At 62.6% G+C, this 12,699-nt stretch carries 12 protein-coding genes; all 12 read right to left on the reverse strand.

Annotated features, from left to right (window positions below):
* Window positions 1-143: 143 nt before the first annotated feature.
* A complete protein-coding gene (locus HX786_RS13085; protein WP_003214564.1) occupies window positions 144-491 on the reverse strand; it encodes an Hpt domain-containing protein in 348 nt (115 codons plus the stop codon).
* A gap of 30 nt (window positions 492-521) precedes the next feature.
* Window positions 522-2,240 carry a fused response regulator/phosphatase gene (locus tag HX786_RS13090; RefSeq protein WP_178912181.1) on the reverse strand — a complete coding sequence of 573 codons (1,719 nt, stop codon included), beginning with the start codon at window positions 2,238-2,240 and terminating at the stop codon, window positions 522-524.
* Window positions 2,237-2,542 carry an STAS domain-containing protein gene (locus tag HX786_RS13095; RefSeq protein ID WP_003214569.1) on the reverse strand — a complete coding sequence of 102 codons (306 nt, stop codon included), beginning with the start codon at window positions 2,540-2,542 and terminating at the stop codon, window positions 2,237-2,239. Before HX786_RS13095 ends, HX786_RS13090 begins: the two co-directional genes overlap by 4 nt.
* Window positions 2,543-2,630: 88 nt before the next feature.
* On the reverse strand, window positions 2,631-3,080 hold the full coding sequence (gene fliJ, locus HX786_RS13100) for a flagellar export protein FliJ (RefSeq protein WP_008434833.1): 450 nt from the start codon (window positions 3,078-3,080) through the stop codon (window positions 2,631-2,633).
* Window positions 3,081-3,083: 3 nt separating this feature from the next.
* Window positions 3,084-4,442, reverse strand: coding sequence for a flagellar protein export ATPase FliI (fliI, locus tag HX786_RS13105; RefSeq protein ID WP_087694334.1), 1,359 nt, complete (start codon window positions 4,440-4,442; stop codon window positions 3,084-3,086).
* The gene (fliH, locus tag HX786_RS13110) at window positions 4,432-5,196 is read right to left on the reverse strand and encodes a flagellar assembly protein FliH (protein WP_008434837.1); all 765 of its coding nucleotides are present in this window, start codon (window positions 5,194-5,196) and stop codon (window positions 4,432-4,434) included. The genes fliI and fliH overlap by 11 nt, the downstream gene beginning before the upstream one ends.
* Window positions 5,197-5,206: 10 nt before the next feature.
* Window positions 5,207-6,226, reverse strand: a complete 1,020-nt coding sequence (gene fliG, locus HX786_RS13115) for a flagellar motor switch protein FliG (RefSeq protein WP_003214577.1) — start codon at window positions 6,224-6,226, stop codon at window positions 5,207-5,209.
* The gene (gene fliF / locus HX786_RS13120) at window positions 6,219-7,994 is read right to left on the reverse strand and encodes a flagellar basal-body MS-ring/collar protein FliF (RefSeq protein WP_177045151.1); all 1,776 of its coding nucleotides are present in this window, start codon (window positions 7,992-7,994) and stop codon (window positions 6,219-6,221) included. Before fliF ends, fliG begins: the two co-directional genes overlap by 8 nt.
* A gap of 14 nt (window positions 7,995-8,008) precedes the next feature.
* Window positions 8,009-8,341, reverse strand: a complete 333-nt coding sequence (gene fliE / locus HX786_RS13125; protein ID WP_003214581.1) for a flagellar hook-basal body complex protein FliE — start codon at window positions 8,339-8,341, stop codon at window positions 8,009-8,011.
* Between the two features lie 129 nt (window positions 8,342-8,470).
* Window positions 8,471-9,853 (reverse strand): sigma-54 dependent transcriptional regulator, encoded by a 1,383-nt coding sequence (locus tag HX786_RS13130; protein ID WP_178912182.1) that lies wholly within the window; start codon window positions 9,851-9,853, stop codon window positions 8,471-8,473.
* Window positions 9,854-9,859: 6 nt separating this feature from the next.
* Entirely contained in the window at window positions 9,860-11,071 is a 1,212-nt protein-coding gene (locus HX786_RS13135; protein ID WP_032899354.1) for a PAS domain-containing sensor histidine kinase, read from the reverse strand.
* Between the two features lie 110 nt (window positions 11,072-11,181).
* Window positions 11,182-12,657 carry a sigma-54 dependent transcriptional regulator gene (locus HX786_RS13140; RefSeq protein ID WP_003214588.1) on the reverse strand — a complete coding sequence of 492 codons (1,476 nt, stop codon included), beginning with the start codon at window positions 12,655-12,657 and terminating at the stop codon, window positions 11,182-11,184.
* Window positions 12,658-12,699 lie beyond the last annotated feature (42 nt).

Below are 12,699 nucleotides of genomic sequence, written 5' to 3' on the forward strand. Positions count from 1 at the left end.
ACAGAAAAGCAGCTCTGCTTTCGCTCTGGTTTTTGATGGGGCAGAGCGCTTTGGTTACTGTGCCGCTTTTGCAAAGTGACTCGCTGCAAGAGCGAAACCATAAGCCGCCGTTACCGAAGAAACGGATATACACACCAAAAGCGTCAGAGCTGAAACCGCCCCCGCTCATGCTCATACAACGGCCGCACCAGCGCGAATTCATGGTCAATCTCATCCACCAACTGCGCCAAATCCGCAACCACAGGCTTGGCGGACTTATCCTCGAGCAACTGACAAAGCTCAGCCAACCGCACCGCCCCAAGATTTCCGCTACTCCCCTTGAAGCTATGCGCAATCCGCCCAAGCGCCTTGGCATCATCCCGAGCCCGGCGCAACGCCTCTACCCGCTTTTGCGAGTCATCGAGAAAAGTGTCGAGCAGCTTCGGATACTCGCCCTCCATGACCTCCTGCAAGCCAGTCAGCACATCGGGGTCCAGATGAATCTCTGCCACTTGTTCGCTCCTTGATCAAGAATCGGCGGATTATGCCAGAGCCTTCCATGAAAACTCCACGCACACACACCGCCCGCCGTCAGACCAGCCTACATCGCTGCTCAACTGGCGCACCAGGCTCAATCCCCTACCAGACAGACGGTCAACATCCAGCGGCCTGGCCAGCACCTTATCCACATCAAACCCGGCCCCACTGTCCTCGATCCGCAGCGTCAGACACCCCCCCTCCCCGGTCGGCACCACATCCAGGCGCACCCGCACATACCCGCTATCCAACCGCGCCAGCCGCTCATTACGCTCGCGGTAATACGCAGCAAACCCCTGTGCATCCCGCTTGAGCCGCGAATCCAGCCCCAGCACACCATGTTCAAGCGCATTGGAATACAACTCCGCCATCACGCTGTACAACGCCCCGCTCTGCTCCCGCAACCCATGAATCTCCAACAGCAACTGCAACAAATACGGCAAAGGGTTGTAGGACTTGAGCGTCTCGGCACGAAACTCAAAACTTACCGACCAATCCAGCGGCGACGACTGCCCACTGTCGGAATACACCACCGACGACGAACGCAACGGCTCATCCGCCTGCAGGCTGATCTCCACCATGCTGATGTCATCGCGCACCTCACCGCGAAAACCCGCCAGGGCCTGTTCGATCTCCTCAAACAACCGGTCCGGCTCGCGATTGGCCGCAAACACCTGCTGCAACCGCTCGGCGCCAAACAACTGTTCATGGGCATCGGCAGTATCCAGCACACCATCCGACAGCAAAAACACTCGGTCACCCAGCGCCATCGGCCAGACTTCAGTGCAGTCATCAAACGCCTCGGCCGCCAGCACGCCCAATGGCAAATGCCGCGACACCAGCGGCGTGCGCTTGCCGGTGGTGACGTCATGCACGTAGCCGTCGGGCATGCCGCCGTTCCACACCTCTACCACCCGTCGCTGGGCGCTGAGGCACAGCAAGGTGGCACAACAGAACATGTCCACCGGCAGGATGCGCTTGAGCTTGGCGTTCATCTCCCGCAGGGTTTGCGCCAATCCGTAGCCCTTGGCAGTCATGCCGTAGAACACTTCCGCCAGGGGCATGGCGCCGACCGCCGCCGGCAAACCGTGGCCGGTAAAGTCCCCCAGCAGCACATGCATATCGCCCGACGGCGTGTACGCGGCCAGCAGCAAATCGCCGTTGAACAGCGCGTAGGGCGACTGCACATAACGAATATTCGGCGCGGCGTTGATGCAGCCCGAGTGGGCCACCTTGTCGAACACCGCCTTGGCCACTCGCTGCTCCTGCAGCAGGTAGTCGTGGTGCCGGGCGATCAGGTCGCGTTGCTGCAACACCGTGGCCTGCAAGCGACGCAGGCGATCCATGGCATTGATCTTTGCCGCCAGGATCACCTGGTTATAGGGTTTGGCCAGGAAGTCGTCACCCCCGGCATCCAGGCACTGGGCCAGGGCTTCGCTCTCGCGCAGGGAGGTGAGGAAGATGATCGGCACCAGCGCCTCCCCCGCCAGTTGCTTGATCTGCCGGGCCGCCTCGAAGCCGTCCATCACCGGCATCAGGGCGTCCATCAACACCAACTGCGGCCGTTCACGGGTAAACACATCGACCGCTTCCTGGCCGTTGCTGGCGGTCAGCACCTGGTGGCCCTGGCGGCGCACGATGGTCGACAGCAACAACAGGTCGGCGGCGCTGTCTTCGGCGATCAACACCGTCAGCGCCTCGAGGACCGGGGCCAGGACGCTCAAGTGAGGTCGAACAGTTTGTCGAAGTTGGAAATGGCCAGGATCTTGCGCACATCGGAGTTGGCGTTGACCACCTGCACTTCGGCATTGTCGCCTCCGGCATGGTCACGCAACAGCAGGAGCATGCCCAGGGCCGAGCTGTCCATGTAGGTGGTTTCCTTCAAGTCCACCACGTAGATCTCGGGCACCTTGTAGAACCGCTCGTAGGCATCACGAAAGGCCTGGTGGCTACCGAAATCGAATCGCCCCCTGACGGTGATCGTCAACTTCGTCCCGTCCAGGGACACTTCTGATTCGACTGACATACGACTGCTTCCTTGTCATTGGCAATGTGCAACAAGGTGTAGCAGGTGATGGGGAAGTGGGCAAATCCGTGTAGGAGCGAGGGCGTGGTTAATAGGGGTTTTGGCGGGGAAGACGCTGGGACAATTCATCCAGCAATTTCTGCTCGCGCTTGTCTTCCAGTGCACGGGCTTCGTCGATGTAGCGCTGCACCAGTTTGCGCAGGCCTTCGACCCGGGCATAGGCCTGTTGCCAGCTGTCGCGGGCCTTGTCGACGTTGGCCTGGTGCCAGGCCAGGCTCTGGCGCTGCTGGCCGACGGCGGTTTCCAACTGGTTGAGAAAGCCCTGGTAGCCCATCAGCCACTGCCCGGAGACGCCCTTGCTGCCACGCTCGATCCACTGCTGCTGATACTCGCCGCGAAAGCGCTCCAGGTCCCCCAGCTTGCTTTCCGCCAGGCGAACCTGGCCCTGGAAGTACCCCAGGCGCTGGACGGCGGTCTTTTCAGCTTTTTCGGCCATGTCCACTACCGGGGCAAGGCGCGCGGCGCGAGTGTTGGCCATGGTTTATCCGCCCGGCGCCGGCGCGAAGATGGTGCCCAGGTGTGCTTCGCTCTCACCCATGCTGATCTTGTCGTTGAGGCCCTGGCGCAGGTACGTCACCAGTTGCGGTTGCAGGGCAATCGCCAGGTCGGTCTCGCGATCGCCGCCGGCCACATAGGCGCCGACGCTGATCAGGTCGCGGCTCTGTTGATAACGCGACCACAGTTGCTTGAACTGCTGCGCGCGCATCATGTGCTCCGGGGTGACCACCGACGGCATCACCCGGCTGATGGAGGCTTCGATGTCGATGGCCGGGTAGTGCCCTTCTTCGGCCAGGCGCCGGGACAGCACGATGTGCCCGTCGAGCACGCCCCGCGCCGAGTCGGCAATCGGGTCCTGCTGGTCATCGCCCTCGGAGAGTACGGTGTAGAACGCAGTGATCGAACCACCACCGGCTTCGGCGTTACCGGCACGCTCCACCAGCTTGGGCAGCTTGGCGAACACTGACGGCGGATAGCCCTTGGTGGCCGGCGGCTCGCCGATGGCCAGGGCGATTTCCCGCTGGGCCTGGGCGAAGCGGGTCAGGGAGTCCATCAGCAACAGGACGTTCTTGCCCTTGTCGCGAAAATATTCGGCGATGCGTGTGCAGTACATCGCGGCGCGCAGGCGCATCAGCGGCGCGTCATCCGCCGGCGAGGCCACCACGACCGAACGCTTGAGGCCTTCTTCGCCGAGGCTGTGCTCGATGAATTCCTTCACCTCGCGGCCCCGCTCGCCGATCAGCCCGACCACGATGATGTCGGCCTCGGTAAAGCGCGTCATCATCCCCAGCAGCACCGATTTACCGACGCCGGTACCGGCAAACAGGCCCAGGCGCTGGCCGCGGCCCACCGTCAATAAACCGTTGATGCTGCGAATGCCCACGTCCAGCGGCACGCTGATGGGGTTGCGCTTGAGCGGGTTGATGGTCGGGCCGTCCATCGGCACCCAGTCTTCGGCCTTCATCCCGCCCTTGCCGTCGAGGGCGCGCCCGGCGCCATCCAGCACGCGGCCGAGCATGCTCATGCCCATCGGCAGGCGGCCGGTGTCGGCCAGCGGCACCACGCGAGCGCCGGGGGCAATGCCGGCAACGCTGCCGACGGGCATCAGAAATACTTTGCTGCCGGAGAACCCCATCACTTCGGCTTCGACCTGCACCGGGTGGTAGCTGTCGTCGTTGATCACCATGCAGCGGCTGCCCATGGCGGCGCGCAGGCCTTCGGCTTCCAGGGTCAGGCCGACCATGCGCAGCAGCCGGCCCTCCAGGATCGGCTGGCCGGGCAACTCGGTGACTTCGGCATAGCCACCCAGGCGCTTGGCGAAGCTGGTGCGATCAAGGCGCATCGGGGGTGTCCAGCTCGACGCTCAAGTCCGGCTCTGCCGGGTGCAGCGCCTGCTCGTGCAACTGATCGAACAGCTTGGCCATGATCTGCGTGATGCGCGTCTCCACCGTGGCATCGATGCGGCTGTGCTCGGTCTCGACCCGGCAACCACCGGGCAGCAGCGCAGCGTCTTCGACGATGCGCCAGGTTTCTTCATGGCGCTCGCGCAGGGCTTTGACCTGTTCGAAATCCTGCGGGTTGATGTACAGCCGCACGTTGCCGACGCCCAGGGGCAGCAGCTTGAGGGCTTCGCGCATCACGCTTTCGATTTGCGTGGAGTCCAGGGCCAATTCGCGCTGAATCACCTGGCGGGTGATGTGCTCCACCAGCCCGACCATGGCTTTTTCAATCTGCGAGTCCTGCTCGGCGATGGGCTCGAACAGGCTGCCCATCAGGGTTTCCAGGCTGGCCAGCTTGACGCTCAGCGCGGCCTCGGCTTCCTGGCGGACCTTGAGAGTGGTGCTGCGAAAACCGTCCTTCTCGCCGGTGGAAAAACCTTCGTTGTAGGCTTCCTGGCGAATGCTTTCGAGCTCTTCCAGGGTCAGTGGCTGAACTTCCTCCAGCGGCACTTCTTCCATCTCGGCCGGGGGTTCTTCTACCGGCTCCGGCTCAGGCTCCGGGCGATGCGGGTCGAAACTGGGCAGCGACCAGACGTCGAACCCTCCGACGTCCCGTGCGCGAATCAGATCGCTGGGCGTCTCATCTTTGTTCGACATGCGCGGCGCCTTAAATCATTTCTTCGCCGCCCTTCCCACCGAGAACGATTTCTCCGGCTTCGGCCATACGGCGGGCAATGGTGAGGATTTCCTTCTGTGCAGTTTCCACGTCGCTGACGCGCACCGGGCCCTTGGCCTCGAGGTCGTCGCGCAACAGTTCGGAAGCCCGCTTGGACATGTTCTTGAAGATCTTTTCCTTGACGCCTTCGTCGGAGCCCTTGAGCGCCAGCACCAGCACGTCGGAGGACACTTCCCGCAGCAACGCCTGGATGCCACGGTCGTCGACGTCAGAGAGGTTGTTGAACACGAACATGAGGTCTTCGATCTGCACCGACAGGCTGTCGTCGATCTCGCGGATCGAGTCCATCAACTGGCCTTCCACCGAGCTGTCGAGGAAGTTCATGATGTCGGCCGCACGCTTGATGCCGCCCAGGGTGGTGCGCGAAGCGTTGGAATTGCCCGAGAACTGCTTCTCGAGAATCGTGTTCAGTTCTTTCAGCGCCGCTGGCTGCACGGTGTTCAACGACGAGACACGCAGGATGATATCCAGGCGCACCTTATGGTCGAAGTGGCCGAGCACTTCACCGGCCTGGTCGGGGTCGAGATACGCCACCACGATCGCCTGGATTTGCGGGTGTTCGTAGCGGATCACATCGGCCACGGCCCGCGGTTCCATCCACTTCAGGCTGTCGAGGCCGCTGGTGTTGCCACCCAGCAGGATGCGGTCGATCAGGCCGTTGGCCTTGTCTTCGCCCAGGGCCGAGGTGAGCATCTTGCGAATGTAGCTGTCGGAGCCGACGCCCAGGCTGGTCTGGTCGCCGACGATCTCGACGAACTCGCTCATCACCTGCTCGACTTGCTCGCGGTGCACATTGCGCATTTGCGCCATGGCCACGCCGACACGCTGAACCTCTTTGGGCCCCATGTGGCGCAGCACTTGGGCGGCGTCGGTTTCTCCGAGGGACAGCAACAGCACGGCGGCTTTGTCGACCCGGGAGAGTTTGGCTACTGCAGCTCGGCTATCACTCATCTGCGTTAATCCACTCTTTCACGACCTGGGCCACACGACCCGGGTCTTCGGCCACCAGGCTCTTGATTGCGTTCAACTGAGCGTCATAACCCTCGCTCGGGCTCGGCAACAGAATGCTTTGCGGGCCACCGAGGCTCACGCGGTCGTTGGCCAGTTCGCCATCGAGGCCGCCCATGCCACCCAGCTCGACGTCACCGCCGGCCAGGGCCAGTTGCTTCTTGCCGTGGCCGGTGATGTTGTTGAGCACCGGGCGCAGTACGCCGAACACCAGCACCAGGATGAACAACACACCCAGCACTTGCTTGACGATGTCCCAGAACCACGGCTGAGTATAGAACGCTGCCTCGGCGATGACTTCGCCACGCTCGGCGGAGAACGGCATGTTGATCACGCTGACGCTGTCGCCACGGCTGGCATCGAAGCCCACCGCATCCTGTACCAGGCGAGTGAAGCGCGCCAATTCATCGGCGCTCCATGGGGCGCGGGTAATGGCGCCGTCTGCGGCATTGACCTTGACCTGGTCATCCACCACCACCGACACCGACAGGCGATTGATCCGACCCTGTTGCTGCTTGGTGTGGCTGATGGAACGATCAAGCTCGAAGTTCTTGGTGGACTGGTTGCGCTTGTCGGCCGGGTACGGCGCGAGCATGGGCTGGCCAGTGGCCGGGTCCATGATCTGCTGGCCGTTGGCGTCCAACAGCGGCTGGCCAGGCTGCACCGCGCCTGCGGTAGCGGCAGCGCCACCGGTGGTTTGCGGGGCAGTGGCCGGGGTGGGTGGCTGGTTGCTCAGGGCACCCGGCACGCCTTGCGGGCCATTGCTGGCGGTACGTTGTTCGGTGGTCGATTGCTCGCTGCGCAGGGCCGGCTGGTCCGGGTTGAACTGCTCGGAGGTCGATTCGACGGCGCTGAAGTCGACGTCGGCCGACACTTCAGCCTTGTAGCGATCATTGCCCAACACCGGTTGCAGGATGTTGTGCACCCGCTGGGTCAGCATGCTTTCCATGCGACGGCTGTAGTCGAACTGCTTGCCGGCCATGGTCAGCGAGGAGTTTTCCGCGAGGTCCGACAGCAGGTTGCCCTTCTGGTCGACTACGGTGATCTGCGACTTGCTCAATTCAGGAACGCTGGTGGCCACCAGGTTGATGATCGCCAATACCTGGCCAGGCTCGAGGGAGCGGCCGGCAAAGAGTTCGACCAGCACCGAGGCGCTGGGCTTGCGTTCATCGCGCACAAACACCGAGCTTTTCGGAATCGCCAGGTGCACGCGGGCGCCCTTGACGTTGTTCAGGGCAGAGATGGTGCGCGCCAGTTCGCCTTCCAGGCCGCGACGGTAGCGGGTGGCTTCCATGAACTGGCTGGTCCCCAGGCCCTGGTCCTTGTCGAGGATTTCAAAGCCGATATTCGCGTCGGACGGGGTTACGCCGGCAGCCGCCAGCTTCATCCGCGCACGGGCCACATCGTCGGCCTTGACCAACAGGGCGCCGGAATTCGGTTCGACGGTGTAGCTGATGTCTGCCGCCGCCAGGGTTTCCATGATCTGCTTGGAATCCATGCCGGCCAGGCTGCCGTACAACGGACGGTAATCCGGTTGCTGGGACCACAGCACCACGGCAAAACCAATCGCCACGCTGGCAGCCAGGCCGACCATCAGGCCCACCTGACGCAACATGGTCATCTCGGAGAGGTTTTCCAGGAACGACAGGCCAAACAGCGGCGGCTTGCCGTCTGCCTTGGCGGGTGCGTTATCCACGAGTGCTTCTGCCATGACTCAAATCGTCCTTAAACCGGCATCTGCATGATGTCTTGATAGGCTTGAACCAGTTTGTTGCGCACCTGGGTCAAGGCCTGGAATGAAACGCTGGCTTTTTGCGAGGCGACCATCACATCGGTGAGGTCCACGCCGCTCTTGCCGATCTCGAAGGCGGTCGCCAACTGATTGGATGCCTGCTGGGTGTCGCTGACTTTGTTGATGGCCTGGCCGAGCATGTCGGCAAAGCTGCTCTGGCCCAATTCCGGTACGGCTTGCGCGGCGGATTTCGGTTGAGCCATGGCATCCATTTGCATGGACCGCATATCCAACATCAACCGATTGAACTCAACACCTTGGCTCATGAACTTTCTCTCCGACGACCCGCAATTTTTTGACACTACACAGCGATTACAGGGGTGGTAGCAACAAGGGTGCCAGCTCCGTGGCATTCTGTAAGAAAAGGCGACTGGCCCTGTCGGCTTTGAGAATTTTCAGGTGGCGTAGAGATAGGCTTCCACGTCCATCCCGGCGTCACGCATCTGCGCCAGCTTGTAGCGCAGGGTGCGCGGGCTGATGCCCAGGCGCTCGGCGGCTTCTTTGCGGCGCCCGCGCTCGGAGCGCAGGGTGTCTATGATCATCTGGAATTCCCGGCGACGCAGGTCGTCACCCAGGGCGCCGGCGGATTCGGCAGGCACGGCTTCGACCTTTGGCGCGGCAGCCAGGCTCGGCTGCGGGGCTGCGCCCGCGCCCATGGCCAGGCAGAAATCCTGGGGCTGGATCAGGCCGCCCTGCTGCAAAATCAACGCACGCTGGATCGCATTGTCCAGTTCCCGCACGTTGCCGGGCCACGGGTAGCTGATCAGGCAGGCCTGGGCCTCGGACGACAGGCGCGCCTGGGCATGCTTCATTTTATTGACGTGCTTGCCCAGCAGGCGCTCGGCCAGCGGGATGATGTCGGCCGGGCGCTCGCGCAACGGGCGCCAGGCCAACGGGAACACCGAGAGCCGGTAGAACAGGTCCTCACGAAAACGCCCCGCCGCCACTTCGCCCGCCAGGTCGCGGTTGGTGGTGGCGACCACACGGATGTCCAGCTGGATCGGCTTGCGTGCCCCCACCCGCTCCACTTCGCGCTCCTGCAATACCCGCAGCAACTTGGCTTGCAGGCCCAGGGGCATTTCGGAGATTTCGTCGAGCAGGATGGTGCCGCCGTCGGCCTGTTCGAACTTGCCGGCCTGCGCCGCGATGGCGCCGGTGAACGAGCCCTTCTCATGGCCGAACAAGGTGGCTTCGAGCATGTTGTCGGGAATGGCCGCGCAGTTGATCGCAATGAACGGCTGGCTGGCACGATGGGATTGCTGGTGGATGTAGCGCGCCAGTACTTCCTTGCCGGTACCGGACTCGCCGGAGATCAGCACGGTGGAATCGCTGCGGGCAACACGGGCCGCCAGTTCCAGCAATTGCGCGCTGGCCGGTTCGAAGGCAATCGGACCTTCACCCTCGGCAGCGCCCAGGGTGCCAAGGGCATGCCGGGCGACCAGTTCGATCAAGGCTTTGGGTTCGAAGGGCTTGACCAGGTAATCCGCAGCGCCCTGGCGCATGGCGTCGACGGCACGCTCGACGGCGCCGTGGGCGGTCATCAGCAGCACCGGCAGTTGCGGCTGGCGCGCACGCAACAGGCCGAGCAACTGGTGTCCGTCCATGCCCGGCATGTTGACGTCGCTGACCACCAGGCTGAAGGACTCCTGCTCCACCGCGTCCAGGGCTTCTTCGGCAGAACCGACCGCCCGATAGTCATGGCCCGCCAGCAACAGCGTGTCAGCCAATGCTTCACGCAGGGCGCGATCGTCTTCAACCAATAAAACCTTGATAGCCATGACCTTTTACTCCGCGCTGACGGCGCATGAAAACAGCGGCAGCGTGATCAACGCGCACGTGCCACGACCCAACCGGGAATGCAGCTGCAATTCTCCCTGATGTGCACGGGCGACTGCCTTGACCACGGTCAGGCCCAGGCCGGTCCCGTTGGTCTTGGTGGTAAAAAAAGGCTCGCCGAGGCGCTGCAGCACCACCGGGTCAATCCCGCTGCCGCTGTCGCTGATGCTCAGGCGCAGGGTCTCGCCACGGTTGTACAGGTGCACCTTGAGCCGCGCCCCGGGGCCGCTGGCCTGGGTCGCGTTTTCGATCAGGTTGAGCAGCGCGCCCACCAGGGTGTCGCGGTTGCACAGCAACTCGCCGTAATGGCTGTCGCACTGCCAACGGACTGACGCTTCCTGGATATGAGTGGCGGCCGCCGCTTGCAGGGACTGCATCAAGGCGGCCGGGGTGACGCGATCGGTCAGCGGCAATTCGCCGCGGGCAAACACCAGCATGTCGCGCACCTGATGCTCCAGTTCGTGCAGGCGCTCCTTGAGGCGACCGGCAAAACGCTGGTGGGTGGCGGCGGGCAATTGCTCATCAGTCAAATGACTGGCGTAAATCAGCGCGGCCGACAATGGCGTACGAATCTGGTGGGCCAGGGAAGCGACCATTCGCCCCAAAGACGACAGGCGCTCATGGCGGGCCAACTGGTCTTGCAGGTGCCGGGTTTCAGTCAGGTCGTTGAGCAACACCAACTGGCCAGGCTCGGCATCCAGGGAACGCGTGGCGATGGACAGGCGGCGTCCATCCTTGAGGGAAATTTCGTGGCCGTCGTCTTCCCGGGGGGCAAAGCAGCGGGTGATGACCTCGCGCCACAGCTCGCCCTCCAGCGGCAGGCCAAGCATGTTGCAGGCCGCCGGGTTGGCTTCGCGCACACGGCCCTGCTCGTCGATGACGATCACGCCACCGGGCAACAGGTCGAGGAGGTTTTGCAGACGGTTGGCCAGTCGCTCTTTCTCGGCCAGCTCTTCCATGCGCTGGGCACTGACCACGGCCAACTCGCCTTTAAGCTCGGAAACCCGGGCTTCCAGCAGGCTGTAGGAGTCAGTCAACTGGCTCGACATCTGGTTGAACAGGGAAAAAGCCTGTTCAAGCCCCAGACGGCTGATCTGCTCTACGGAGGGGGCCGGCCCCTGAGTGTCAGGGACCGAAGATAGTTGGGCGGCGTGGGGCATCATGCTCTCTCGCTTGGCTGACCGTCAGTTAAACGGAACGTTGCGAGTGCTGTAGCAATACCCGTGCCTAAAAAAATAGGCTTAGTTTTCAGTCAGTTGAAAAACAGGCGTCAATCATCCGCCTGTTCATCACCTTCCTTGCGACTCATGCCGTACTTGCGCATCTTCTCCACCAGGGTGGTACGACGGATGCGCAGGCGCTCGGCGGCACGGGCGACGATACCGTTGGCGTCGTCGAGTGCCTGCTGGATCAGGCCTTGTTCGAGGCTGCCGAGGTAGTCCTTCAAGTCCAGGCCTTCCGGCGGCAGCATGGCGGTGGAGCCGAAGTCCGGTGTGTGGCCGTTGATGGCCACGCGCTCTTCCAGGTCGCTGCGCAGGCTGTCCACCAATTGCTCGTCTTCGTCGTCGACGTAGCGGAATTTCTTCGGCAGCTCGACCACGCCGATCACCCCGTACGGGTGCATGATCGCCATGCGCTCCACCAGGTTGGCCAACTCGCGGACGTTGCCCGGCCAGCCGTGGCGACACAGTGACATGATCGCCGCCGAGTTGAAGCGAATCGAACCACGCTTTTCGTGTTCCATGCGCGAGATCAGCTCGTTCATCAGCAACGGGATGTCTTCGACGCGCTCGCGCAGGGGCGCCATTTCGATCGGGAATACGTTGAGGCGGTAGTAAAGGTCTTCGCGGAAGCTGCCGACCTCGATCATGCTTTCGAGGTTCTTGTGGGTGGCCGCGATGATGCGTACGTCGACGCTCTGGGTCTTGTTGCTGCCCACGCGCTCGAAGGTGCGCTCCTGCAATACCCGCAGCAGCTTGACCTGCATCGGCAGCGGCATGTCGCCGATTTCGTCGAGGAACAGGGTGCCGCCGTTGGCCAGTTCAAAACGCCCGGCACGGCTGGTGATCGCCCCGGTAAAGGCGCCCTTCTCGTGGCCGAACAGTTCGCTTTCCAGCAGTTCTGCCGGGATCGCCCCGCAGTTGACCGGCACGAACGGCCCGTCACGACGCTTGGAATGGTAGTGCAGGTTGCGTGCGACCACTTCCTTGCCGGTGCCCGACTCGCCAAGGATCAGCACACTGGCGTCGGTGTCGGCCACTTGCTGCATCATCTGGCGCACGTGCTGGATCGCACGACTGGTGCCGACGAGGCTGCGGAACAGGTTGGGTTCGCGGTGACGGCCGCGCTCGCGGGCCTGGTCGTACATCTCGCGGTAGACCTGGGCACGGTGCAGGGAGTCGAGCAATTTGCTGTAGCTGGGGGGCATTTCAAGGGTGGAAAGCACGCGGCGGCGCTGGTCTTCCGGAAGGTCCACGGAAGAAATATCGCCCATCAGCAACACCGGAAGGAACTCATCCCAGGTCGACAGTGTCTTTAACAAGCCCAGCACTGCACCAGGAGCGTTTACCGTCCCGATCAGCACACAAATGACTTCGCGGCTCGACGACAAAGAGCTGACCGCCTGCTGCCAGTCGTGGCTGCCACAGGGTAGATTTTCTTCGCCAAGAAAATTCAGGATCACCGCCAGATCGCGGCGCCGAACGCTATCGTCATCGATCAGCAGAATTTTGGTTTCACGCCACATGCAATAGCAACTTCCCTAGTAAAACTCTAATGCCCTCGAGTT

Source organism: Pseudomonas sp. 21615526, assembly GCF_013386245.1.
Lineage (GTDB): Bacteria > Pseudomonadota > Gammaproteobacteria > Pseudomonadales > Pseudomonadaceae > Aquipseudomonas.

Coding starts and splice junctions, on each gene's coding strand:
- HX786_RS13095 (WP_003214569.1), bottom strand. CDS start 2,542: ATGTCAGTCGAATCAGAAGTGTCCCTGGACGGGACGAAGTTGACGATC.
- fliJ (WP_008434833.1), bottom strand. CDS start 3,080: ATGGCCAACACTCGCGCCGCGCGCCTTGCCCCGGTAGTGGACATGGCC.
- fliI (WP_087694334.1), bottom strand. CDS start 4,442: ATGCGCCTTGATCGCACCAGCTTCGCCAAGCGCCTGGGTGGCTATGCC.
- fliH (WP_008434837.1), bottom strand. CDS start 5,196: ATGTCGAACAAAGATGAGACGCCCAGCGATCTGATTCGCGCACGGGAC.
- fliG (WP_003214577.1), bottom strand. CDS start 6,226: ATGAGTGATAGCCGAGCTGCAGTAGCCAAACTCTCCCGGGTCGACAAA.
- fliF (WP_177045151.1), bottom strand. CDS start 7,994: ATGGCAGAAGCACTCGTGGATAACGCACCCGCCAAGGCAGACGGCAAG.
- fliE (WP_003214581.1), bottom strand. CDS start 8,341: ATGAGCCAAGGTGTTGAGTTCAATCGGTTGATGTTGGATATGCGGTCC.
- HX786_RS13130 (WP_178912182.1), bottom strand. CDS start 9,853: ATGGCTATCAAGGTTTTATTGGTTGAAGACGATCGCGCCCTGCGTGAA.
- HX786_RS13135 (WP_032899354.1), bottom strand. CDS start 11,071: ATGCCCCACGCCGCCCAACTATCTTCGGTCCCTGACACTCAGGGGCCG.
- HX786_RS13140 (WP_003214588.1), bottom strand. CDS start 12,657: ATGTGGCGTGAAACCAAAATTCTGCTGATCGATGACGATAGCGTTCGG.